Raw genomic sequence first — 25877 nt, forward strand, 5'->3', positions numbered from 1 at the left:
TGCAATCAAGCGCGTGGTGCAGGCTTGCGGTCGCGCCGCGCGACCTGTCGACGTTTCTGGCGACGCCGGGCCTCGTCCAGCAAGGAATTCCCCCGCACGGGGGCTGTGTTGGAACGGGCGTCCAGGAACGCTGCGAGCGCATTCGGTGTAGGGTGCACGAAGATGTCGATCAGGCCGACGGTTTCAAATCCGTTGGCAACAAGGCGCGCGTGAACCTTCGTCGCTGCGATCGAGGTGCCGCCGGCATCGAAGAAATTGAGGTCTGGATGGAAGGGCCGGTCGCTGCCGAGCACATCCTGCCAGACCTCGATGATGATGCCGACCAACTGGCCGGCATTGTCCGTCCGCGCGGCCGGCCGGTTGACCACGGCAATGGGGAAAACATGTCCGGGAGCTAGTTCATCGAGAACAGCAAGGCAAGCGCTGCGAGCCGTTTCGCTCTCGACGGAGATTTCCTCGATACCGCTTGCCGGAGCGAAGGCGAAATCCGCCCAGGCCGCGGACCCACTGTCTATTCCGAGCGTCGTAACGGCCGAGATCTCGGTCGAAGCGAGGGCGACGGCGATGCCCGCCGCTCCCTGAAGAGGTGAAAGCGCATGCAGCCCTTGTCGGCGCAAGTAGCTGCTGAACCCCTGGGGTTGTTCTTCGGTGAGCCACGGCGCGCTAACGAGGCAAACCTGCCGCACGTTTAGGTATGCTTGTGTCAAACGGGTAGCCATACCTGTAAGTGCTGCCTCCCCCGCCAAACGCGCCAGGTGGTCGTGCGTACCGATGTAGGCAAAGGCCGATGAAAACGTGACCAGTGTACCGCCGCCATGGGAGTCGAGGCTTCGGGTGAGATTGGCGGTACCATCGATGCGCGCGCCGAGGAATGCTTCGATCGTCGCTTCATCGATCGAAGCGATCGGAGAGCGACCGGTTTCGCCGGCAAAATGGAGAACGAACGCGGGTGATTGCCCGAATTTCTCCTGCGCAAACTCGAAGGCTCGCACCACCGCGGCGGGATCGCGAATGTCTGCTTGGACATAGGCAATACGACCGTCGGCGTGCTCGGACACCTCGGCGAGGTCCCGGGCAATCTGAGCGGACGCGCGGCGCCCGGCGAGGAGCACGCGGCAACCACCAACAACGGCAAGGCGGCGCGCCAGATGCCGTCCGATGCGCCCGAGACCGCCGGTGATGAGAACCACGTCACCGGCTGAGAGAGATGAAAAGTGTTTGGCATCGCTTCGGCCGATCGGTGGCCCGAGACGCAGAGCGCGCCAGCTGTCCTGCCTGAAGGCCAAGGCTCTCGCAGGAAGTCGCGCCCTTATCCAGGGGACGATGACCGCCGCTCGGCTTTCGGTGTCGATATCCACGAGACGGGTCGTCAGGCCCGGGCTCTCGGCATGAAGGGCGCTGATGGCGCCAAAAACGACGTCGCCTGCCGGCAGACGGGTCGCACGATCGTCGACGAGGGTCATGCCCTGACGGGTTACGACAATCAGTTCTGCTCGCGAGACGCCTTGCCGTACTAACTCGACGCAGAGCGTGGCGACACCGGCGACGGCAGCATGGAGTGCGGCGGCATCGTCCGGTCGGATCGCCAGAGGGCGAGCGTCGATAATGGTAAGATCATCTCGAGTCGTGGGAAGCTCGAGGTTCTCCGCCTGTGTCTCGATCACCTGCGCACCGTCTTTGCAAAGCAGGGCTGCGACTTCGCCTAGCTCGTCGCCGAGAAGAACGAAAGAGCGTTGCGAGAGCCGGAATTCGCCACCCGTCGGGAGTATCGACTCCCAATACGGCTGCCGCACATCGGCCAAGACATGCCTTTCGCCTTGCAGCAGAACGTCGTTGGCTCGCACTTCGGCCGCGAAATCCCCCCTCTCGAAACGCTTTCGAAGCAGACTGCGCTGAAGCTTGCCTATTCCGGTCTTCGGAATGTCGGCGCGTGCGACAAGCAGGACATGGGCGGGTCTGACGCCGCAGAACCCCGAGACCGTTCCGGCAATCTGCCTGATCAGTTCGGCTCGTTCTTCGTCCGCCAAATCCTCATCCACCGGTACCGCGAAGACGATCAGTTCTTCGCGCTCGCTGAGAACATTGCGCGTAGCAACGGCGACGATGTGGTTCGGCAGAACGCCCTCCAGCCGTTCGATTTGCCCTTCGATTTCGACCTGCGGAATGTTCTGACCGTTGACGATCAGCATTTCCTTCTCGCGCCCGCATATGATGGTGCGCCCATCATGCATCTCGGCAAGGTCGCCTGTCGTCATCCAACCGTCTTCGGTGTGGCAAAGCTCCTGGTTTTTCGAATAGCCCGAAAACACCGAAACCCCGCGTGCCTGAAGGCGTCCCGTCATCGTCTCCGGTAGCGTGTTTCCCGCCGCATCGACGATCCGGAACGCGTTGCCGCCAAGCGGTCTTCCGTTGTCCAGGATACCGCCCTTCACCGCGTGGCTTTCACCATCGTCCCAAGGGGCGGAAAGCGTCATGAAGGACGTCGTCTCCGACATGCCCCAGGCGGTCCGAAAAATGTTGTCAGAGACGCCGTGGCATTCAAGCGCGTGCTTGAGTTTGACGAATGTTTCCCGGCGAACGCTCTCTCCGCCCGATATCAGCGCTTTCAGCCGCGTGAGATCGGTCGGTTCGTTTGCGGCGGCGGCCCCGGCAAGCAATTGCCAGAGAAAGTCCGGTGCCCAGGAGTGCGTGATGCGCTCGCGCGCGAGCCATTCAACCAGCAGCGATGGTTCCGCAAGTACAGGGTCGAGCGGAGCAACGACCAGATCGGCGCCGGACCAGATTGCTGCCCCGCAAAAACCGACGAGCGAACCGGCATGGTCGAGTGCCATGATGCTCAAAAGAGCGTCGCCTGACGCGAGGTGGAGACTCTTCCGCAGGTTCAGAGGCGTGGAGACTAGGTTGGCGGCGCTGAGCGGAACGCCCTTCGGCAGGCCGGTGCTGCCGGACGTAAAGGTGATCATCGCCGCCTGCGCGGCCGGCCACTGATAAGCCGGGGAAGCGAAGGCATGGCCTTCAGCTGCCACCGGCAAATGCGGAGAGGGGAGATCGGCGCCGAACAGGACGGCGCGGATACCATCATGGTCGGGCAAGTCGGCCAGAACCGCCGGCGCGTCGAGAAGGCTGAACATATGGCGAAAACGCCTGGCTATAGGGTCCTCCTCGGACCATTGGCGCGGCGGTCGAAGCGGGATCGCGGTCACGCCAGCATGCAGGCATGCCCAGAAGGCGACAACAAAGTCTTCGGCGTCACGGAGGCAAAGGATCAAGCTTTGTCCCGGCCCGAAGCCTTCCGCGCGCAATGCCGCGGAGCGTTGCACGACCCTGTCTCGAAACTGGCTGTAGGCAATGTGTTTTGTGCCGGTCGTTGAAAGAAAACGAATACCTCCTTTCGTCCGCCCTGCCCTTTCGAGGACGTCAACGATTGCGATCGTTTCCTCCGTGGGGGGTACAGCATCACCGTCAATATAGGAGGCCGGCCGGTCGATCACGTCCGTTCCAACCGCAAGACGGTCAAGCGTCACCGCCTCGTACAACTCCCCGAGCAATGGACTAGGGGTGGTGACGTCGTCGATGTGACGCAGCGCAGGAGCGGTTCTTATCCGCCTCAGGGTGGGAAGCGCTTGGCAATGGCCCGTAAGAGCCCCGACGATACGAGTGGAAATGGGAGCGATCGCCTCAAGCGACCGGGTGTCGACACTCCCGCATGGCGTACGCGGGATGGCGTTGACAAGGATGACGTCCAGCTTGTCGAGGGCTCCGCCCAATTGCTTGGCCAGGCGTTCGACCAATTCGGGGCTTCCGCCGGTATCACGCGCTACGACAAAGAGCCGGTCGCCCAGCAGCGCCGCGTCGACAACATTGTATACACTTTTTGCGAGCGCTTCGATCTCGCCGAGCGAAGAGGAAAAATCAAGTTTCGTCACATCGCCTTCGCAGAAATCGGATTGGATGATTACGCGGTTCATGAACGCTCCTCACGCCACAGACGTCATCAATCTGTGATCAATTTATACGAGCATTGTCAGCGATCGCGTCGGCGGCATTTTTAGGTCGCCGGCGGATTATTTTTTTGGAAAGCGCAATACAATCAATGGATAAGTTGGGCCATTTCCAACTTGCAGACGATTCCTATAGAAAACATGATTCGAAGAGTCAAGAATAAATGTTTCGCCGTTTGCTACTTTTGAGGGCTTCTAAAGTGTGACTTTTTGCACCGCAAAAAAGTTCAGCCGTTACCGCGAAATATTTGTTGACTCTTATAGTCATGTTTCTTAATTCACCGTTTGATTAAACGTCGACGGAGAGTTTTCTATGCTACAGGTTGTAAGGGCAAAGATGCATGGCATTCGGGTAACCGGATCCGATCTCGACTATCACGGCTCAATCACCTTGGACCCCGATCAATGCGAACAGGCGGGGATCCGACCTCTGGAATTCGTCGATCTCTTCAACAAGAGCAACGGCGCGCGTTGGTACACCTACGTGATTTATGGCGATCCGGGGTCGCGTTGCTGCGTCCTCAATGGACCGTCTGCCCGCAATTGCCAGAAGGGCGACTCTCTGATCATTTGCGCCTCGACCTACATTCCGGAACAGCAGCTTTACGACATCCGGCCCAAGGTCCTTACCTTCGGCCCTTCAAACGAAGTCGAGGAAGTTCTGCACTACGAAGTCAACCAGACGCCGGAGCGCGCATTCGATTTCCGTATGGTGATCGAGCCGCCGACCCGCGCAAACGTCCGCAAGATCGGATCCGTGGACGTGGACGCATTCACGACGGATCTGAGGCAGCGCGGGCTTGATGACCACGCTGTCGCGGACGTCGTTTCGCGTCATCTGAAATCGGTCCTTTGAAAAAAAATTCTGAAGGCACGCGGCTCGGTTCGCCTGGCCGCGTGTTTTCCTGCGGCCAGTGGCAAGAGGGTGGTATCGCTCCATGGCAGTTAATGATCTGGCCGACGAAAGAGCGGCTGCAGCGGCGCGGAGCGTGACCGCGGTCACCGTTGTCTCCGTTTTTGGAATTCTCTATGCGGCGCAAGGCTTCACCGCCAGCCTCGCACAATTCGTGCTGCCGTCGATTCTGCGCGACAAGGGCGTCCCGCTTGCCCAGATCGGCCTGACATATCTGTTGTTCTCGCCGCTCGTGCTGAAACCGTTCTGGGCGCCGGCGATGGATCGGTGGTCAATGGGCCTGGCGACCAGACGCCTCGCCGTCATCCACCTTTGCCAAGTTTCACTCGTGCTGATTTTCCTTTGTGCGGCACTGCTGAATCCGGAAAACCTCTCTCAAACCTTCAATCCCGCATGGATGGCGGCCGCGCTGCTCCTGGTTATGGTCGTCATCGCGTCTCAGGATATCTCGACGGATGCGCTCGCCATCGAAGCGGTCCCCACCAGCCGCCGCGGGATTGCCGGAAGCACGCAAGTCGCAGGAACCTATGTCGGCTACGTTCTCGGGGCCAGCGCCTGGTTGCCGCTCTACGTGGCGTTCGGTTGGTCTGTCGCCATGGGTGTTTTGGCCTTCATTTTGGCGGTCCTGACCGCCGTGGTGAAGGTCGCTTCGGGCTCCCTTTCTGCTCCAGCGTTTCGAGTGGAAAACCATCCCGCGCCAAGCTTGCTCGGCGCGCTCCGGCGTCCGCAACTGGTTACAGGAATAGGGTTCCTCGTCCTCTACCAGCTCGGCGGACGCTTGGCGGCGTCCTTGCTGGGCCCCTTCATGATTGACGCAGGTCTGTCGCTGGCAACGGTTTCATGGGTCGTCGGCATCGGAACCGTGATCGCCGGGATTTGCGGTGCTGTGATCGGCCCGATCTTCATTCGCGGGCTCGGCGTATCCCGTTTCCTCTGCCTGTTCGCGCTGCTTCATGCCGCTTGCGTCGTCGGGCTCTGGGGCGTTGCCATCGGCAAGCCGTCATATGCCGTCGAAGCGATCATCGTTCTCGTCATACTGGAAAGCGCGCTGTTCGCGCTCGCCTATGTCGGCCTGTTCGTCAAGATGATGGGGTGGTGCGCGGCACATCAGGCGGGCACGGATTTTTCGTTGCTGCAGAGCGTCGACTCCGCCCTTGCAATCGGCGCGGGCCTTGGCGCGAGCCTGGTTGCAGGTGTCATTGGCTATTCGCTCGTCTTCCTGCTTTCTGCATTCCTGCTTGTCGCCGCCGCCATCGTTGCCTTTGCCGCCGGACGGCCGGCGGCTGCAACCCCGCATCATATCTCCTAGCAATTTCAGTACGATGGTCGAAAGGGACTAGATCGTGTCAAAGGACTACCGCATGCATCTCCTGAATGCCTCAGTCTGCTCGGTACTCGTGAGCCTAATGGCCACAAATGCGATCGCACAGGAGGGGAAGCAGGCGAGACTACCAGCGCCGAAACCATTGTCCGAAGAGAAACCGAATACGGCCAACGGAGATACCACGGTTCTCGAAGGCATCGTCGTTACGGCGCGCAAGCACGAAGAAGACATTGCTCGTGTGCCGCTGAGCATCACCGTGCTGACAGCGGACGACCTGCGTAACACGGTTGCCGATGCGCCTGGTTCGATCACGCGGTCGGCGCCGAACTTCTACTTTGCCGACATCGGCGACCCGACGCAGGCCTCCTACACCATGCGCGGTATGGGCGCTCTCATCCGTCCGCTGAACTCGACCGACACGACGGTAACCTTCAATTATGACGGCGCACCGACAACCTTGCTCGGCGCCGGAATGCAGCCGCTCGATGTGCAGACGATCGAGGTCGTTCGTGGGCCACAGAGCTCGCTCTATGGACGCAGCACGCTCGGTGGCGTTGTAAACGTCGTGACCAACGAGGCCGACGGTACGCCCGAGGCGTTGGCCCGGGCTGAGGTCGGCAGCGATGGCTATCGTTTCGTCGATCTCGTTGCTGGCGGGACCTTGATACCCGATCAACTCTACGCCCGTGGCGCGGTGCGCTATAGCAATTTCGACGGCGACATTCCGAACGGCATCATCGGTGGCAAGGACGGTAACCGCGACCTGTCGGCCGCGCGCGGCACGCTGAAATGGGAAGGCTCCGAAGGCACAACAGTGACCTTCAGCGGCTTCTATGAAAATGGGATGGTCAACCTGCCGCAGTTCATTTTGCGTGGACATCCCAAATATCCTATCAGCGGTACGGACATTCACCAGGAAGCCAGCCGCAACATTCTCGGCGGCACTCTCACCGTCGAGCATGAATTCGAGTTCGGGCGGCTGACATCGGTCACAGGCGGGCAGCGCATCAATGCTGTGAACATCGTCGACACGACGGACTCCTATCTCTATTCGGCACTCTTCGGGCTGCCCCCGTCGTTCTTCGCCAATCCGGCCACCGACCATGCCCGCTTGGCGCAGCGCGAGCGGATCTTCAGCCAGGAGGTGCGTCTGAGTTCCTACGAGGACAGCGAGATTCAGTGGGTGGGCGGCGTGAGCTACTTCCGCTCCGGCTACAATCAGCTTCGCAACATCGTCGGAAGCTTCTCGCCCTATGCGAACGGCACGTTCGACGCATCGCTCGACAGTCAGACTTATGGCGCTTTCGGCGAGGTGACTGTGCCGCTGGCGGACCGTCTCAAACTGACGACCGGGCTTCGTTTTGCCCGCGATGAACAGGACTACAAGGGACGGTACGTCTCCAACGGGTTTCCGGGCACGGTCCCATTCTTCAACCAGGACGGAAAGACTGGCGAGACCTACGCGACTGGGCGCGCGTCACTTAGTTACGAGTGGACGGACGAGTTGATGACCTATGTCAGCATCGGTAGGGGGCATTCCTCCGGTGGCTTTGACGTGTTCATGACGAACGCGGCCGTTGGTCTGCCGGAAACGCCGTTCGACCCCGCGACCTCTTGGGCCTATGAGGCGGGTGCAAAGCTATCCTTCCTCGACGATCGGGCGAGCCTTTACGGCAGTGTCTTCTTCAACGACGTCAAGAACGGCCCCACCTACAACTACAGTGTCGCGACCCAGAGCTTCACCATCCTGCCCTATGACTACGAGACCAAGGGTTTCGAACTCGAAGGGCGGTTTGCCGCCAACGACTGGCTCTCTCTGCGCGGCGGCGTCGGTTATACGCATGCCGAGCTCAAGAACGTGCCGGCGGGCGACCCAGCAGGCGTGCGAAGCGGTAACAAGGTTCCCAACGCACCGGAGTGGACCGCCAATGCGGCGCTTGACGTCAACCATCCCGTCGAGAACGGCTTCATCAATGGTGAGGTGTTCGGAACCGCGGAGTACCAGTTCGTTGGCCGACGCGCGGCCGACCCGGTCAACAATACCTTCCTGAAAAACTACGGTCTGGTGAACTTATCGACCGGCTTTCGTAAGGACAATCTCGAGGTCTATGCTTTTGCCCGCAACGTCTTTGACAACCGATACGAAGCCTTCGGTTCCTTCCTCTCACCATCCGCGATCGGGCTTGTGGTTGGCCAAGGGCGCACCGTCGGCGTCGGCATGACCGCGAAGTTCTGACAGCCTGAAGATGGCGACGTCACGCGCGCCGCCATCACTTTTTTTCGGAAGCAGGGTGCGCGGCTGCGGCAGGCCTTGTTTCCATGCGGAGGTGACATGACATTTGCTTGGGCCAGACCGATCGCTGCACACGCCAAATCACGGGCGTGGCTGCTTGCTCTTTCATGCGCTCTGGCGATCGTGGCTTCCGCCTTGACGATCCTGCCTTACCTCGTCGCTTATCGGCTGATTGCCCTGGCGTTGGCAGCCGACATGTCTCAAATGGCCTACGATCTGCCCTGGCTTGCCGCGACTGCCGTTGCCGCGATCGTGCTGAAACATCTCTGCCTTGTCGCCTCCACTCTCGTTGCGCATGCGGCCTCCTTCGGCGTGCTGCACGAGCTTCGGTTGGCGATCGCGCGCAAATGTGTACTTCTGCCGCTGGACTTCTTTTCGCGCAACGCGACCGGCCGGTTGAAGAGTGTCATGCGCGATGATGTCGATAGCCTTGAAGACGCGCTCGCTCATGCTATTTCCGATATTGCCTGCGGCATTGCGACACCGATCCTGATGCTGGCTTTTCTCGCCTTCTTCGATTGGCGGCTAACCTTGGTCCTCGCTCTGCTTTTGCCGCTGCTGATCGCGGTGTACATGCTGACGATGCGCAGCAAACGTGCATTGATCGGCGAATACGGGCGCAAGATCGTCGCCTTCAACGGACTTGCGATCGAGTTCGTTCGTGGCATGAAGACGCTCAAATCCTTTGGCGCAGACGAAGCGGTCTCGGCGCGGCTGATGGAGATTATCAGTGATCTTGCCGACATCAATCGGCGCGCTGAGCTTGCCAGTCTGAAGCCCTGGGTGGTCTTTCTCGTCGGGTTGCGCGCGGCCTTAATGCTGATCGTGCCCGTGGGCGGCGCTCTTTATCTCGCCGGTCAACTCGATGTCATCACGTTCGCACTCTTCGTGCTGATCGCGCTCGTCTTCACCCAGCCGCTGCTCAACCTCGTTTACACGGCGGGCTCCTTCTTCTGGAAGGTATCGCTCGCCGGAAGGAACATCACCTGGCTGATGGAAGCGGATGAACTGGCGGCGACTGGTGGCAGCACGCTTCCAGAGGATGATACCATCGTCTTGCGCGATGTGAGCCTTGCCTATGGCGGGGTTGGCGTTCTGCGCGACATCAACCTGCGGGTCGAGCCCGGAACCATGACGGCGCTGATCGGGCCCTCCGGTGCCGGCAAGAGCTCGCTGGCTCGCATTATCGCCCGGTTTATGGATCCGCAGAGTGGCGTCGTGAGCATCGGCGGCGTCGACGTCAGGACGATGCCCGAGGCCGATCTGCTAGGCCGCATCGGCATCATGTTCCAGGATACTTTCCTGTTTAACGACACGATCTTTGAGAACATTCTCATAGGCAGACCCGACGCTTCAGTTGACGAAGTGCGGGTGGCCGCCCGGCGCGCCCAGGTACTGGAATTTGCCGACCGGATGCCGGAAGGCCTCGACACGCGCGTTGGCGATAACGGCGGAAATCTCTCGGGCGGGCAGCGTCAGCGGATCGCGATCGCCCGACTTATCCTCAAGGATGCGCCCATCGTGCTCCTGGACGAGGCGACCGCGTCGCTGGATCCCGATTGTGAAGCGCTCGTGCAGGAGGCGCTGAGCGAGTTGTCGCGCGACCGAACATTGATTGTCATCGCCCATCGGCTGCACACCATTCGCCACGCGGATCAGATCGTTTTCATGCAGGCGGGAAAGATCACCGCGGCCGGGACACATGTCGACCTGCTCGCCGATCTCGAATACGCCCGTTTCTGGAAGGCGCACGAGGGCACCGGTCCCGTACCGCTGGCCCTCGAAGACTTCGCCCTGCCGATGACCAACGGTCGCGAAACAGGTTCAAATCCAGCGCACCGCCGAGAAGTCTGCTCCGAGTCTGGGGAATCCCAGGAAGGTGCCGCGCGCTTTGCACAAGGCTGGCGCGACTGGTTGCAGCTCAGCGGCAAGTCAAGCCGCGCCATCTTCAGCAGGGCGGTTCCGCTCTTGTCGCTAGAAGTACTTGCGGTATCGGCCCCCGTTGCGATTTCGATTGGCGTATTACTGGCGGCAGCGCAGGGGGGACTAACTGCATCGGCTCTTGCCGCCGCCACTGCGGCGCTTTTTGCCTGCTATCTTCTGGCTGGGGTTTTCAGCTTTGCAGCGCAGCGCTGCCTGTTCGGGGTCCAACGTGATGCGGTTTCCAATCTGCAGCGCGCGATCGTGGCAAAGCTTGCCGCACTGCCGATCGGTTTCTTTCAGTCACGGGGCGCAGCGATGCTCAACACGCTGTTCTCCGCGCACCTCTTCCAGCTGGACTTCGTGACGCCACCGGGGCAAATGGTCCGAGCCGTTTTCGTTCCCTTGCTGTCAGGCATCGTTCTGATCGTCCTCGATTGGCGGCTTGGCTTGGCGCTCTTTGCAGGCGTCCCGATCTTTCTTCTGGTGCTTGCTGCCAGCAGCGAGAGCTACGGCAAGGCGTGGAACAGACTGGTGGCCTCGCGCGAGGAGGCCAATGCGCGTAGCGTTGAGTTCCTGCTTGGGCTTCCGGTCATCCGCGCCTATCGCCTCCTCGATGGCAAGCTTTCCAGGTTCAGCGATGCATTGGCGCACGAGAGGGCGGCAAGTTGGGCCGCAACGCGGTCGCTTGCACTCTCGGCAGCTGCTGCACCAGCCGTCCTTGAGCTCGGATTTGTCGGCGTCATCATTGCCGGAGCCAGCCTGTTGGTCGGCCGCCAGATCGACCTCGACCTCTTCGTGCTGTTTGTCGTCGTCGGGCTGGTCTTCTACCGGCCGATGTTCGAGGTGCTTGATCTGATGAGCTATGGGCGAGCCGTTGCCCGCTCGGCCCGCGAGGTTCGAGGCATTCTATCGAAGCCTACGTTGCAAGAGGGGAATGGCGCTTTGCTCCGCGGACAGACGCATGATCTCCGCTTCGAAAAGGTTGGTTTCCGCTACGAGAGTGGTGCTGGGCTGAGTAATATCTCCTTCTCCGCCACCAAGGGGACGATGACAGCCCTCGTTGGGCCTTCGGGCTCTGGCAAGAGCACAGTTCTTGCGCTTGCGACGCGGTTCTGGGATGCGCTCGACGGCACGGTGCGTCTGGGAGGAACGGATCTTCGCGACCTTGCTCCGCGGGCGGTGCATGGTTCGTTTTCTGTCGTTTTTCAGGAGACGTTTTTGATATGCGGTTCAATCGCCGCGAACATTCGGCTGGGCGTTCCGGACGCGACTGCTGAGGACGTGGAAGGGGCAGCGCGCTCGGCCATGGCGCACGAATTCATCGAGGGGCTGCCCGACGGATACGATACCGTCGTCGGTGACGGTGGCCTGTCGCTCTCAGGAGGCGAGCGCCAACGCATCGGTATTGCTCGGGCGATCCTCAATGACGCTCCAATTTTGCTCCTGGACGAGCCGACGGCGTCCGTGGATCCGGAGGCAGAGCAGAAGATACGCACGGCGCTGAAGGTGGCGGCGATGGGAAAGACCGTGCTCGTCGCCACTCATAACATGGATATCGCAGCGGAGGCCGACCAGATAATCGTGCTTGCCGATGGTGCCATCATCGAGCGCGGCACCGACCAAGAACTCCTGCGGGCGAATGCCACCTATGCAACGTTACGAAGGCTTTATCAGAAATCCAGAAGCTGGACCCTTCGCTCGCTTGACGACGAAACGTCTGCAGCCGAAGGTGAGGCATGACGGTTCTGCCAGTGGTGCGGGTCTGGTCACTTGACCTTCGAGATCCGAAATGGAAAAAACTCGACGGAAACATCTGGCTTGACGAAACGGAACGGGAGCGTTGCGCACGGTTTCTGCATGTTGATGATGCGCGCAACTACGAGGCCTCCCACAAGGCCATGCGCTGGCTTCTCGCCAGCGAGCTCGATTGCCCGCCGGGGGACGTTGCCTATGATTTCAATCCATGGGGCAAGCCGCATATTCGCGCAGGCCCGCAATTCTCGCTCTCGCACAGTTCGCACAGAGCGCTATTTGCCATGGGAACATGCTCGGTGGGGATCGACCTCGAGGCTTGCGATCGGGCAACGAGTGTCGAGTGGTTCGCATCGGTCTGGTCAAGCGCCGAGAAGCGGCGTCTAACGGGACGGACTATATCCAGTATGCGCTTGTTGGCGCTTTGGACCCGCAAGGAAGCGGTGGTGAAGGCGCTGGGCAAAGGTCTATCGCAAGCTCTTTCGGATGTGGTCGTCCCTATTGAAGCCAGGCTATCTCCCCAAGGACAGTGGAGCCTGGCTCGGGCGGAGAACGGAGTATCCGCCTTTCATTGCCACGATATCACCTGTGACAGTGGCGAGTATGTCGGTTGCGTCGCAGCCGCGGTCAGATGTCAAATCGAGGTTCAGCGCTAGAAAAGCGCCGCTTAATGGAGTGGCGACAGACCTGGGATATTCGAGTGCGCCGCCTCGTATCGGCGGATGGGCCGCATGGTCAGCAGCTCTGTCGTTATTGCGGCAACAATGTTCGCGCTGGGTGCGACTTGCACATCTCATCTCGCTCATCGCCACATTGGTCCGGCATTAGGTAGCCACCAGATATAAAATGGCATCGCGATTACCCTTGGTTCCGTTGAGCCTCGAATGCTAATTCTCCTAATCGGATTGCGCACGACGATCCTCGCCATGATCTACGGTTTTTCTATTGCTCTGGTCGCAGGGCTGATTTTCGCACTGCTACGGAATTCCTCCTCGCCTGCGATCTCCTGGCCAGCGATTGCAATCATCGAGTTTCTGCGAAACACGCCGCTCCTGATGCAGCTTTTCTTCCTGTACTTCGTGTTGCCGGAGTACGGCGTCATTTTGCCAAATCGACGGTCTCGTCGGAGAGATCCTCACGTTGGCCCGCCCCACAGATGAGTCGAAGGACGGGCTTGAGGTGCAGACACTTGATGTCATTGATATTCTTGATGACATCGTTGCAGATGCGGCTTTCGAAGCGCACGCCCGCGGCGCCGCGGTCAATCATGACCGGGCAGCGTCCTTCGTGGCCAAGGTCAATGGCGAACTGATTTACCGGGCCATCGAGAATGTCGTGCGCAACGCCGTCAAATACACGGCCGATGGCACGCAGGTATGCGTCATTTCGAGAATCGAGAACGATGTATTGCGCATTACGATCTCGGACGAAGGACATGGCGTGCCCTCAGCCGACCTCAGCCGGATCCTCCACCCATTTTCTCGAGGTGAGGCCGCCCGTATAACCGGTGGCTATGGGCTGGGTTTGGCGATTGCCAAACACGCCATCGAGTGGCATGGCGGAGTAGTGGAAGCCTTGAATGAGGAAGCGGGCGGCCTGACGATCGCACTGGAGCTCCCAAGGTCCCAGCCGGGTGGAACTCCAGCTCGAGATGTACAAGTTAGCACCGCTCTCATCGGCCATGGGATCGAGTAGGCCGGCGGCAGATAGACCTGGAAAACGAACGACCAGGTCGGTTCCCTCATGCTCGCCTGCTGTTCATGTGGTCCAGTAAGCCCGAAGGCGCGTCCGCGGAGAACATGTCAGCAAAACCGGAGGCGGCGTTGTCGGCGATGCCGGCCGCTCGGTCCAGCATCATCGTCTCAAATTGGGTGAGAGCCAGCGGCCAATCAGACGCCGAAACCAGAGCCTCGGCCAGATTGGCTGCATCCAGCATGGCCAGATTTACGCCAACTCCGACCGGCGGCATGACGTGGGCGGCATCGCCAACGAGTGTGAGGCCCGGACGATGCGTCCAACGCAGGCCTGCAGGAAGTGCGAAGATCGGGCGGATTGCCGCGATCGCGTCGGCATCGGAGATCAGCCGCAGGAGTCCCTCAGACCAGCCCCCGAACCGCTTCAAGAGTCCGTTCTTGGTTATCCCGGCGAGTGCAATATCTGGTCGACGGCCTTCGTTCGGCGCGACTGGGATCGCGGCATAGACCCGAACATGCCCATTGCCATTTCGCTGAGCCACCAGGCCTAATCCGGCGTGCAAGGCAAACATGGTTCCGCGACCGATCATCCGCGCGAGCGCTGGGTGCCGCACATCGATCGCGTCAATCCACAGTTCAACGAAGGTTGTGCCGGTGTAGACGGGTTGCACGTCCGTGAGAGCCGGTCGCACACGCGACCAGGCCCCATCGGCGCCGATGACAAGGTCGAAGCATTCGCTTCTGCCATTCTCAAAATTCAGGCGATGCTTGCCGCTCACGTCATTCGTTACTTTTTCCAGGCGATGACCCCAGCGTACTGAACCTGCGGCAAGCGAAGAAAGGAGAAGTTCACGCAAGGCGCGACGGTCAATCTCGGGCCTTTGTCCTTCGCCCGGAGCCGGCAGATCTTCCGCCAGGACCGTTGCGGACCGATAGTCGAGCACGCGGGTATCCTGATCTTCGTGTCGGGCGATCCGATTGAAGCAGGGCAATAAGCCCGCCTTGTCAAGGGCCAGTTGACCGGTCTCAGCGTGCAAATCCAAAGTGCCCCCCTGGTCGCGCGTTTGTGCCGAGGGTTCAGCATCGAATATCGCGATTTGCCAGTCGTGCTGTTGGAGGATCGACGCTGCTGTAAGCCCTGCTGGACCTGCTCCGATAATGGCGACGGTGGGATGTTGTAACACTCAAAAATCTCGCTTATTGAAAACATAGGTCCCTATGTTGTATAAATAGGGCCCTATGTAAATGCAAGCCGGGATGATGCAAGATGACGAATGACGAAGCTGATTGGCGGCCGCAGGAGATGCCAACGCTTGTGATCGGGCGGATCGCGCGGCTTTTGGCAAGGCTTGATGACGAGGGGCTGAAGGACGTCGGTATCAGTGTCGCCCAGCTTCCCGTGCTGGTCGCCCTGAAGAATGGCCAAATGCTGACACAGAAGGAACTCTCAGCCATCGCGGGGGTGGAGCAGCCCAGTATGGCACAGCTACTCGGCCGCATGGAGCGCGACGGCCTGATCCGGCGAACGCCAGATCCGAGTGACAAACGCAGCAGCCTGGTATCCCTGGAAGCTGAGGCTTATCGCAGGCTGGAACCGGGACGCGATGTTCTGCGCGGCAACAACAGGGAAGCACTCGCCGGGCTCTCGCCCGAAGAGGTGCGAACGCTGACGGAGCTGCTCCAGCGCATCCACGCGAACTTGACGGGCTGTTGAAATTCGTCGTCCCAATCGAACGCCGCCATCGGACTGCCTCGGCTCACACCAATCCGTAACGCGACTCGCCCGCTACCTTCCGTTTGCTTTTGGAAGACTGCTCAAAAGGAAGTTGCATGCCGATAGTGTGGTTGCGAGCAAATCTGTCGGCGGCCCCACGGCATGCAGGCTGCAGGTTTCGTACATAGAGATTCGAGGATGAAGAGGCTCGCCGGGGGCGCTGCCTGGTATGGACGAATGGTCACGCCATCAGAAGAGGAGCATCAGCATGCTGGCATGGTCAGTCGAAAGCATGCCCCTGCCGCGAGGCTGTCTAGAACAGTGACATGACCACCGTGACGGCTCATGACCTCCTTGACCAGGTTGAGGCCGAGGCCTGCACCCCGCTCGCGAGGATGCAGGCGATAGAACGGCTCGAATATCTGTTCACGCTCTGCCAATGGAACTCCAGGCCCGTCATCCGAAACCTCGATAACGCCGCCCGGTCCCACGCGAATAATTATGTCGCCCCTCTGGCCGCCATGCTCTATGGCATTCTGCACGAGATTGATAACGCAACGCTCCAGCGCCCCGGCCGATCCCATCACGAACACCGGGCGATCGTCGGTATCGAGCGCAAGCTGGTAGCCAGAGGCGATCGACAAAGGTGCCAAGTCTGCCGCAACACGCTCGCAAAGGGCTACGAGATCGACGCGCGAGAACGTCTCGTCGTTGCGGTCGATACGCTGCAGGTCGAGCAATTGTTCCGCCAGCGCGGCAATACGACCAGCGTCGGCAAATAGTCGTGTCTGCGTGGTTCCGGTCGGCATCGCCTCTATTCGCGTTTGAAGGATCGAGATCGGCGTGCGCAGTTCATGGGCCGCGTCAAGGATGAACCGCCGATGGCGTTCGTAGCCGCGATCGAGCCGCTCCAGCGCATCGTTGATAGCGTGCACCAGCGGACGCACTTCAAGTGGCACACCCGCGTGCGCCAAACGTGCGCCGCGCCGGTCAATGTTGATGCGCTCCGCGTCGCCGGCGACCGCCGACAACTCCTTAAAGGCTCGACCGACGATCCATGGCAGGGCTATGATGGCGATCAGCGCAACCAGAACCAGAACCAGGAACAGCAGCAGATTGGACAGGAACAGGACCGCAAAGCTGGCCTCGATGAGAGGGACCCCACCGACCATGACGTCGAGGGTGCCGGCCGTGCTCTCGGTCGTACGTCCCGCCGCTGAGAGCACGTAGGGCGACGCCTTGTCACGAATGTCAACGAAGCTAATCCGATCGAGATGAGTGCTCAGGATACTGTAGATGTCCGGAACCGGGCCATCTTGCAGGATCTCGCCACTTTCACTGCGCAGGATGAACCAGAGCCCCGGAGCTTTTGCCCGCAACTGCGCTAGTTCCGGCGTCGTCATCAGGACCAGGCTTCCTTCCTGATTGCGCTCGACGGCATGGCTAACTACGTCGATAGCTTGCGGGTCGGCGAGCATGCCGCCGATATCGGATCGTATGATAAGCGCGGTAAGCACGAGGGCCAGCAGCACGATAATACCGGCCTGAAAGGCAAGAAGCTGCCATACCAGTTTCCAACGCAGCGAGTCGCGAGCGAACAATTTCATCTTGATTCCCTGAGGAGATAACCGACGCCGCGCATGCTGTGAATCTCTACGCCAGAGCCTGCTTCCGAGAGTTTCCTGCGGAGCCGCGACAGATGCGAGTCCAGGGCGTTCGACTGAATCTCGTCGTCGAAGCTGTAAACCGCCCCTTCCAGTTCCCGTCGCAGCACGGTTCGCCCCTGCCGTCGCACCAATGCTTCCAACACCAGCACTTCCCGACGAGTCAGGTTTAGGGTCTCGCCTTCGATCCTGGCCTGGCAATTGCCCAGATCGAACTCTAGGTGTCCTATTCGGGCAACCATTGGCGCCAGCGTGGACGGCCGTCGGAGCACGGCGCGGATGCGGGCTAGTAATTCCTCGACAGCAAACGGTTTGGCGAGATAATCATCCGCTCCCATGTCGAGACCGTGGATCCGCTCATCGAGCGAGCCTAGCGCCGTAAGAAAGATGACAGGTACGGTCGATCGGATCGATCGCAGATGCGGCAGTAAAGCCATACCGTCGCCGTCCGGCAGATGGCGATCGAGCACGATGACGTCGTGCAGGTCGTCCATGACAGCCTCCTGCGCAAACTGGAGCGTCGGCGCATGGTCGACGACGATATCGAAGCGCCCGAGGGCTGCACTCAGTGCCTCCGCCATCTGCAATTCATCCTCGACGAGAAGAAGACGCATCCCTATCTGCCTCCATGTGGTTTTCGCCTGCCTAGAGCAAGAACGGTTGCCGGAACATTACGCCGCGTCGCAACGGGTGCGGGCCACCGTAACCTTTGTCTTTGGAGAATGCGATCTCGGCTTCGATTTCGACCTTCGCGCGAGCCTATCTTCAGCTCGTCATGTTCATTGCAATCCTGCTACCGATCGGACTAATCCAACCGAGTTTCCTCAACCCGACCACACTCCCAACCTTTGGCTCGGAAAGTGCAACTTTGTTTTCGTCATCGCTCCGCTTTGCGAAGCCCGTCGAGGATGTTATCCATAGATCGCAATCTGCCTTTTTACTTGAGCAGACAGTGGAAATGGTCACATATCAAACGCGATTTCAACCACCTGCGACTGGCTACTTTCACATCAGCCGCCGGTCGCTGTTGCAGCACCTACAACGCTCCGGATCGAGGCGGCTAACGACCATCCTGGCGCCCGCCGGTTATGGAAAAACGTCGTTTGCGGCACAATGGCATAATCTCGTCAAGGAGCATGGGGAGGACTCTGTATGGGTACCGCTTGATCCAGCGGATTGCGATCAAGGGCGTTTCCTCCTGTCCCTTCTGGATAGCCTTCAGATTGTTGTGCCGGAGGAGGGCCGCGGCCTTGACGTCAGCAGCATGCCCGTTGCCGCGTTGTATTCAGTTCTTGTCACCCGTTTGTGCCGGATCGAACCGCTCACGCTTTTTCTCGACGACTATCATTTTGCTCAGACCGATGCGATTGAGGCGATTATCGCCAAGCTCCTGGCAGCGGCGGAGCTCAGCCATGTCAGATTCGTGCTGATCTCGCGGAGTGCACCACGGTTTCCAACCTCGGTACTCCGGCTTAGTGGCGAACTCAGACAAATAGGTGTCGCAGACCTCAGCTTTTCCGATTCGGAGGCGCAGGAGTTTTTTGACAGCGCGGCGAAGGGTCTGACACACGAGCAGATCGCACGCCTCAACAGACGCACCGAAGGATGGGCAGTGGCCCTGCAGATGGTTCGGGTTCTGGTGGCCGAAAACATTGACAGGACCACGATCTTGGACTCATTCGACGGCAACAATGCCGAAATGGGGCGCTATCTTTCCGAGCAAGTGTTTTCCAGTTTGCCTGAGGATATGCGGCGTTTCCTGACAGAGACGGCGGCGCTGCCCGCTATCGGTCGCGCACTCGTTGCAGCTATCTCGGGTAGAGACGACGCTGTAGCGCTCTTCAGCCGCCTTGGAGAATGCGCATTGCCCATCGCCGTTCTCGACGGGCAGGGGACATGGGTTCGATACCATCCGGTCTTCAACAGCTTTCTCAAGGAGGAAGCGGAAAGGGTAGGGATCGATGCACACGCAATTCTGCGAAAAGCCGCGCGCTGGTTTGAGGTTCGCCATGATTGCGACGCGGCGGTGCGCCATGCTCTCCTGGCGGGCGATGCAGGACTGGCTGCAGAGATCATCGAAAATGCCGGTGGATGGCGGCGCGTTTATACCACGACCCGCGGTGGTGCGCTCCTATTTGAGACCTTGATTGCAAAAGCTGCCGAAATCACTCTCTCTCGCTTTCCTCTGACCACACTTGGGCTGTCAGTCGTCAGCGCGAAAGCGGGCGAGCTCGATGCGGCCAACCATTATCTGGTGATCGCCGAACGTGCCTGCAACAGTGACGAGCTTAAACGTGATTTCCGTGTGGTCCGGGTGCTTCTTTCGCTCTATACGGATCGCTGGGTAACCGCCGGCGACCTTTCTGCTCTAGAAGCAGATCTGGTGAATGAGAACGACATGGAGTTGATCCATCGTGCACTGGCGCTAAACATGCTGTCCTACAATTTCCTGATCCGCACGGATCTCGAACGGGCGCTGCACTACGGGCAACTCGCCATGCGAGCGTTTCGAGACGGCGGCGCGGACTTTGGCGCTATGCACCTCTACACGCATATCGGCCAGGCGGCATTCTTCAGTGGCGACAGTAACGGCGCCGCCGACGCCTATCGCTGCCTTATTACTGAAGCCCAGGAGAACATCGGCAAAGGTAGCGACTTAGATGCAGTCGGTCAGGTGTTGTTGAGCGAGGTTTTATCAATGCGCGTAGAGCCGGACCCGGGATCCGCCGCTCTGTCGTGGGCTTTGCCGCACCTGGAGCGCCACGATACATGGTTCGATCTGCTCGCGGCGGGCTTCATGGCGCAACAGCGCGTGTTCCGGCTGAACGGTGACCTACTCGCAGCCGACGCCGCGATCGACAGTGCGCGAGCAGCTGCTCGCAGGCGCGGCTTCGACCGATTGACGAAGCTTATCGATGGCGAACGAGCGACACTCCTTATCGCAGCTGGTGACGTTGAGGAGGCGGCACGCTACGCCGACATGAGCGGCTTCCCGATGCGAGGTGGCGACGCCGAAGCAGCCAACAATCTCAGCGTTCACCTGCGCGGTTGCGTTCCTGCACTGCTCTGGGCGCGAATTCATGCGGCACGGGGCGACGTCGTCCGGGCGCGCAGCTTGCTGGACAGGTTAGTCGTCCAGCAGGCGTCAAAGCCCCACATCCCGCGCAGGATCGAGCTCGGACTTCTCGATATTCGTCTTCTGCTTTGCGAGGGTCGGCTGGACATTGCGGCAACCCGGCTTTCCGATCTCATGCTCTCGCTACCGGTGGCTGAGTATCGGGCGTCCATTCATATTGAAGGCGTTGAATTCTCAGATAGCCTGCGCCGGCTCGTCGTTGGCATGAATGTCCCCGCAGTGGTTGCGCAACGCCTCTCCCGCGCTCTTGAGTGCGGAGGAAGCTCAACTCGGACGGTGGGGTCAGATGGCGTGCCCAAATCGGATGGCCTAACCGACCGCGAGCGCAGCGTAATGCGCCTTTTGAGCGCGGGGCTCAGCAATAAGGAAATCGGTCGCAGGCTCAAGCTGAGCGATAATACCGTTAAGTTTCACCTGCGTAACATTTTCTCCAAGCTGAATGTGACCACCCGTACGGCTGCGGTGATGGCCGGACGTGATACCGGCCCACTCGCGTAACCCGCCCGAATGGGTGGGGCGAGGAAAGACAGTCCCACCCTTCTGGCAGGCTACCGCTGCGCGCTAAACGCTCCTAGTCTTTCCTCCACAAGTGTCGAGGAGGTGAAACTGGTGACCAGCGGCGAGAGACTTGTCGATTCCGTAACGCAGGAGATCATCGAGGGAAAGCTGATGGCGACCGTCGATGAAATGGGAATTGTCATGGCTCGCACCAGCATGAGCCCGGTCATCTACGAGGTCCTCGATTTCGCCTGCGGCCTTCTGACGGCTGATGCCGAACTGGTCGCACAGATGAACGGTATTACACTGTTTACCGGGACATTCGGCGTACAGGTCAAGTCACTACTCGAAAAGTTCGCAGACGATCTCATGGATGGCGACATCCTGCTAACGAACGATCCCTATGCTGGTGGTACGCACGCCTGCGATTTCGCAATTGTCAAACCATTGTTCGTCAATGGCGAGATCCTTGGATACGCGATCAATGTGGCGCACTACCTGGATGTCGGTGGCTCGGTGCCCGGAAGTCTTGCCCCCGATGCCACGTCTGTTTTTCAGGAGGGGCTAAGGCTACCCGGCGTGAAAGTCGTTCGCTCGGGCGTTTTTGCAGACGAGATTCTGCACATCATCGGTGAAAATGTCCGCCTGCCAGAAATTGCACTTGGTGACTTGAATGCGCAGGTGGCAGCAGTCCGGGTGGCCGCTCAGCGGATGATGGAGCTTTGCGTCAAGTATGGCGCGGACATCGTCCAGACTGCTTTTGCCAATTTGCTCGACGAAAGCGAAAAACGCAGTCGCGGTGCGATCGCGTCGCTTCCCGATGGGCGTTATGAAGCCAGCGATATAATTGACGGTGATGGAGTGACCACGGCGTCAATCCCGGTGAAGGTCGTGGTAACCATCATGGGGGACAGCATCACCGCCGATTTCACCGGCTGTCCGCCGGCTGTCCCCGGACCGATCAATTGCGCCCGGGGCGCACTGCAGTCGGCCGTCAAGACCATCGTCAAGGCCATGGTCGGACCTCAGGATCCGTCGAACGAGGGATGGTTCCGCCCGCTCACCGTGATTGCCCCGGCGGGCACGATCTTCACTGCAGAGAAACCCTCACCGACGGGCTGGTACTATGAGGGATCGGTTCACGCGTCCGAACTTGTCTGGAAGGCGCTTGCTCCATTAATGCCGTCGCGATTTTCCGCCGGCTCCTACTCGAGCCTTTGTGTCGTTTATATTTCCGGGAAGGATAAAAGCGGCCAACCGTTTATTCATATCGAGCCCCAGCATGGTGGTTGGGGCGCCAGTCAGCACCGCGATGGCGCTAGTGCGTTGATCGCGCTCACCGATGGGGACACCTACAATTATTCGGTAGAAGTCATCGAGGCGCGATTTCCGCTGCGCGTCAAACGCTATGGCTTCAATATTGAAGGCGGCACGGGAGCGGGACGCAGGCGCGGCGGTTTCGGCATCGTGCGCGAATATGAGGTTCTCGGCGATCATGCATCCGCCTATGGCAGCTTTGGACGTACTGCCACGCTGCCATGGGGAATGGATGGGGGAAGTCATGGCACTCCCAATGTTCTGCAGGTCGCGCCGGCCGACCAGGGTGTGCCACGATCCCACGGTCGTGTCGCCCATATCGATCTGAAAGCCGGTGACATCCTTCGGGTTGTTACAGGCGGCGGTGGCGGATGGGGCGATGCGCGCAAGCGCGAGGCGGACTTGATCGAAAATGATCTGCGCAATGGATTTTTGAGCGCGTTCGACGCCGTCAGCCTCTATGGCTATGAAAGAAGGAAAGAGCAATGATAAGGCTCGCAACCGATGTCGGCGGTACGTTTACGGATCTCGTTGGCTATGATGAGCGTAGCGGCGAACTCTTTACCGCCAAGAGCCTTACCACGGTGCAAGACCAGTCGATCGGCATCCTTGATGCGATCGCGACCGCCGAGAACAAGGACGGTCTGCGCACGCGCGATGTCACGTTCTTTGCTCATGGTGGAACCACAGTCATCAACGCGATCACCGAACGAAAGGGTGTGCGCACAGCGCTGGTCACCACGGCGGGTTTTCGTGATGTGCTGGAGATCGGTCGTGGCAACAGACCTGATCTGTATAATCTGCATTTCCACAGCCCCGAGCCCTTTGTGCCGCGGCATCTTCGTTTCGAGGTCCGGGAACGACTCGATGCCATCGGCAATGTTCTCGTACCGTTGGAAATCGACGATCTACGACCGATCATCGACCGATGCCAGGCTGAGGCGGTCGAGGCGGTTGCCATCCTTTTTCTCCACAGCTATGCCAATCCCGAACATGAAACCCTGTGCGCCAGCATCCTCGCAGACGCCCTGCCGGGGACAACAGTGTGTGCCAGCCACGAAGTGGCTCGGCAGTGGCGCGAGTATGAGCGCACCAATACTGTCGTTCTCAATGCCTATGTACAGCCAATTATCCGGCACTATTTCGAGCGGTTGGAAAGCGCGCTGACCCGTCGAAATCTTACCTGCCCCTATTATGCGATGCAGTCGAACGGCGGCATATCCACGTTCGATCAGGCGGCGAGGAGCCCTTTGACGCTTGTTGAGTCTGGACCGGCGGGCGGAGTAGCAGGCGCGGCAAGGATCGGCAGCGCTCTTGGCGAGAGCGAGGTTCTTTCACTCGATGTCGGCGGGACGACGGCGAAATGTTCGCTTATCCACGACGGGCGCCCGACGCTGAAGGTTGACTACAAGCTGGAACACAGCCGCATCGCGCCCGGCCATCCGGTGCAAGTGCCGGTCGTCGATATCGTTGAGATCGGATCGGGTGGGGGCTCCATTGCTCGTATTGACGAACGTGGCGCCTTGCGCGTCGGACCTGAAAGCGCCGGCTCTGCACCGGGACCGGCCTGCTACGGACGCGGCGGTGAAAAGCCGACCCTTTCAGATGCAATCCTTACCATCGGGGTGTTCGATCCAGCGACCTTTGCCGGCGGCAACATGCACCTCGACAGGCAGAAGGCTGTGGACGCGATCGCAACTGTGGCTGCTCCGCTTGGACTGAGCATCGAAGACGCAGCGCTTGCCATCATCGACATTGCTCATGCCAGCATGATCAACGCCCTCAAGCTGGTAACCGTACAGCGCGGCCATGACCCGCGCGATGCGGTCCTCGTCGTCAGCGGCGGCGCCGGCCCCGCGCTGGCAACGCGGCTCGGGCGCGATCTCACCGTCAAAGCGACCGTCATACCACCTTATCCCGGCATCTTTTCCGCCTGGGGCATGCTGGCCGCAGAACCTCGGGCGGACTTTCGCGAGACATGGTTTTCCCCCCTTTCGCAGGACGCGCTGGGGGAGTTGGCCCGTCGGTTCGATGAGCTGGAGACGGAGGCGATCGCCTATTTCGCCACCGGAGAGCACGCCGACATACGCTTCACCTATCGGGTCGAGGCCAGGTATCGCGGTCAGGAGCATGGCGTTTTCACGCAACTCCGGCGCGGTGACGACATCAATGCCTTTGCCGAAGGGTTCCACATCGCCCACGAGCGTGCCTACTCGTTCAGGCTTTCAAAATCAGCGATTGAGATCACCACGCTGCATTTGGAAGCCGTGCTGAATGGCCCGGTCATCGCTTTGCCGAAAATAGGCACGACGTCGGCGTCAGCCGCTTTAACGGGACACAGGAGTGTTTATTTCGGCGATCGCGGCTGGGTATCATGCCCGGTGTACGCGCGCGGCTTGCTTGCTGCGGGCCAGTCCATGTTGGGGCCGATGATCGTTGAGGAGCCCACCGCAACGACGCTGGTTCAGGAAAACCAGAGACTGAGCATCAGTGATGCCGGTGTCCTGATCATCCGCGAACGCAGCGCAGAGGCGGGCTGATATGGCGATATCTATTCAGGTCCATGACGTGAGCCGGGATTATGGTCCGATCAAGGCGCTCGATAACGTCTCACTGGACATCAAGGCGGGCGAGTTTTTCACGCTGCTTGGATCCTCTGGGTGCGGAAAGAGTTCGCTCCTGAAGCTCATCGGAGGGTTCGACCGGCCAACAACCGGCCGCATTGCCTTTGACGGCAAAGACGTCGTGAACATCCCGGCCAACAGGCGCCCGGTCAACACCGTCTTCCAGAACCTGGCGCTCTTTCCGCATATGAACGTTGAGCAAAATGTCTCCTACGGCCTGCGCCTTCGGGGCCTTTCGGGCAGGACGTTGTCATCAAAAGTCAACGAAGCACTCGATCTGGTGGAGCTCTCGGGCTTTGGCCCCCGCAACGTCAATCTCCTGTCGGGCGGCCAAAGGCAGCGAGTGGCGCTGGCCCGCGCGCTGGTCATGGAGCCTGGCATCCTGCTACTCGACGAGCCCCTGACGGGTCTCGACGAACGCCTTCGCCAACAGATGCGTGACGAGTTCGGCCGGCTGCACAAACGTACAGGCGCGACCTTCATCCTTGTCACTCACAATCAGGACGAGGCCCTAAGTCTCTCAAACCGGATGGCAGTGATGCACCGGGGGCGGATCGAACAACTGGATACACCGGGCCGCTTCTTCGAGGCTCCGGCAAACGCTTTCGTCGCTCGGTTCGTCGGCATCGACACGTTGCTACAGCCAGAGAGCGTCGTCGTGGCCGGCAGCGGCGGGCACGTGATTGTCGCCGGCCAATCGCTGCCAGTCAACGTCGTAGGGCCGATTGATCCGGCGGGTTCCATAGTTGCCATTCGATCCGATCGTCTATTTCTGGCGCCGCTCGGTACGCCGCCGACGCTGCTGCTGACAGTCGCGGACGTCACGTTTCGCGGCCTCCATCATGACCTAAGGCTGGCATTTTCGGACGGACAGACGCTCGTAGTCCCGATCGAAGCAGACGTATCAATCGGACGGTTTTCAATCGGGCAGCGGATCCGCGTGGGTCTTGGGCCGAATGCGGCGGTCCTGATCTCAAATCGGGGATTTTCGCCCGCTGCTTGATGATCTTCATATGGAAAACAG

Annotated in this window: 16 protein-coding genes; 12 read left to right on the plus strand and 4 right to left on the minus strand. The window is 59.9% G+C overall.

Annotated elements, in window-relative coordinates; translation table 11 throughout:
- Window positions 1–5 precede the first annotated feature (5 nt).
- Window positions 6–3968, minus strand: a complete 3963-nt coding sequence (locus tag IB279_RS35075) for an SDR family NAD(P)-dependent oxidoreductase (RefSeq protein ID WP_192341029.1) — start codon at window positions 3966–3968, stop codon at window positions 6–8.
- 346 nt (window positions 3969–4314) lie between these two features.
- On the opposite strand from IB279_RS35075, the gene IB279_RS35080 reads away from it, so the two are divergent.
- From IB279_RS35080 to IB279_RS35110, 7 genes are all read left to right on the plus strand, one after another.
- Window positions 4315–4857 (plus strand): aspartate 1-decarboxylase, encoded by a 543-nt coding sequence (locus IB279_RS35080; RefSeq protein ID WP_090298815.1) that lies wholly within the window; start codon window positions 4315–4317, stop codon window positions 4855–4857.
- An 82-nt stretch (window positions 4858–4939) separates the two neighbouring features.
- Window positions 4940–6223 (plus strand): MFS transporter, encoded by a 1284-nt coding sequence (locus IB279_RS35085; RefSeq protein WP_192341031.1) that lies wholly within the window; start codon window positions 4940–4942, stop codon window positions 6221–6223.
- Window positions 6224–6380: 157 nt separating this feature from the next.
- Window positions 6381–8474 carry a TonB-dependent receptor gene (locus IB279_RS35090; RefSeq protein ID WP_192341033.1) on the plus strand — a complete coding sequence of 698 codons (2094 nt, stop codon included), beginning with the start codon at window positions 6381–6383 and terminating at the stop codon, window positions 8472–8474.
- Window positions 8475–8570: 96 nt separating this feature from the next.
- Window positions 8571–12194, plus strand: coding sequence for an ABC transporter ATP-binding protein (locus IB279_RS35095; RefSeq protein ID WP_192341036.1), 3624 nt, complete (start codon window positions 8571–8573; stop codon window positions 12192–12194).
- A complete protein-coding gene (locus tag IB279_RS35100; protein ID WP_192341038.1) occupies window positions 12191–12862 on the plus strand; it encodes a 4'-phosphopantetheinyl transferase superfamily protein in 672 nt (223 codons plus the stop codon). The genes IB279_RS35095 and IB279_RS35100 overlap by 4 nt, the downstream gene beginning before the upstream one ends.
- A 228-nt stretch (window positions 12863–13090) precedes the next feature.
- Complete coding sequence (locus tag IB279_RS35105) at window positions 13091–13366, plus strand: ABC transporter permease subunit (RefSeq protein WP_192341040.1); 276 nt, start codon at window positions 13091–13093, stop codon at window positions 13364–13366.
- A 19-nt stretch (window positions 13367–13385) separates the two neighbouring features.
- Window positions 13386–13901 (plus strand): sensor histidine kinase KdpD, encoded by a 516-nt coding sequence (locus IB279_RS35110; RefSeq protein ID WP_192341042.1) that lies wholly within the window; start codon window positions 13386–13388, stop codon window positions 13899–13901.
- A gap of 46 nt (window positions 13902–13947) precedes the next feature.
- Here IB279_RS35110 and IB279_RS35115 read toward each other — a convergent pair whose 3' ends face one another.
- Window positions 13948–15084, minus strand: a complete 1137-nt coding sequence (locus IB279_RS35115; RefSeq protein ID WP_192341044.1) for an NAD(P)/FAD-dependent oxidoreductase — start codon at window positions 15082–15084, stop codon at window positions 13948–13950.
- An 83-nt stretch (window positions 15085–15167) separates the two neighbouring features.
- Between IB279_RS35115 and IB279_RS35120 the strand changes: the two genes are divergently transcribed.
- Window positions 15168–15614, plus strand: a complete 447-nt coding sequence (locus tag IB279_RS35120; RefSeq protein WP_246802257.1) for a MarR family winged helix-turn-helix transcriptional regulator — start codon at window positions 15168–15170, stop codon at window positions 15612–15614.
- 263 nt (window positions 15615–15877) lie between these two features.
- On the opposite strand, the gene IB279_RS35125 is transcribed toward IB279_RS35120, so the two are convergent.
- Window positions 15878–17221 carry a HAMP domain-containing sensor histidine kinase gene (locus tag IB279_RS35125; protein WP_192341046.1) on the minus strand — a complete coding sequence of 448 codons (1344 nt, stop codon included), beginning with the start codon at window positions 17219–17221 and terminating at the stop codon, window positions 15878–15880.
- Entirely contained in the window at window positions 17218–17892 is a 675-nt protein-coding gene (locus tag IB279_RS35130; RefSeq protein ID WP_192341048.1) for a response regulator transcription factor, read from the minus strand. Before IB279_RS35130 ends, IB279_RS35125 begins: the two co-directional genes overlap by 4 nt.
- 161 nt (window positions 17893–18053) lie before the next feature.
- Between IB279_RS35130 and IB279_RS35135 the strand changes: the two genes are divergently transcribed.
- From IB279_RS35135 to IB279_RS35150, 4 genes are all read left to right on the plus strand, one after another.
- The gene (locus IB279_RS35135) at window positions 18054–20912 is read left to right on the plus strand and encodes a LuxR C-terminal-related transcriptional regulator (protein ID WP_246802258.1); all 2859 of its coding nucleotides are present in this window, start codon (window positions 18054–18056) and stop codon (window positions 20910–20912) included.
- 111 nt (window positions 20913–21023) lie between these two features.
- A complete protein-coding gene (locus IB279_RS35140; protein WP_309142333.1) occupies window positions 21024–22718 on the plus strand; it encodes a hydantoinase B/oxoprolinase family protein in 1695 nt (564 codons plus the stop codon).
- Window positions 22715–24769, plus strand: a complete 2055-nt coding sequence (locus IB279_RS35145) for a hydantoinase/oxoprolinase family protein (RefSeq protein WP_192341051.1) — start codon at window positions 22715–22717, stop codon at window positions 24767–24769. The genes IB279_RS35140 and IB279_RS35145 overlap by 4 nt, the downstream gene beginning before the upstream one ends.
- A gap of 1 nt (window position 24770) precedes the next feature.
- Window positions 24771–25856, plus strand: coding sequence for an ABC transporter ATP-binding protein (locus IB279_RS35150; RefSeq protein ID WP_192341053.1), 1086 nt, complete (start codon window positions 24771–24773; stop codon window positions 25854–25856).
- Window positions 25857–25877 lie beyond the last annotated feature (21 nt).

The sequence above is a fragment of the Ensifer sp. ENS06 genome (assembly GCF_014852205.1).
Taxonomy (GTDB): Bacteria; Pseudomonadota; Alphaproteobacteria; order Rhizobiales; family Rhizobiaceae; genus Ensifer; species Ensifer adhaerens.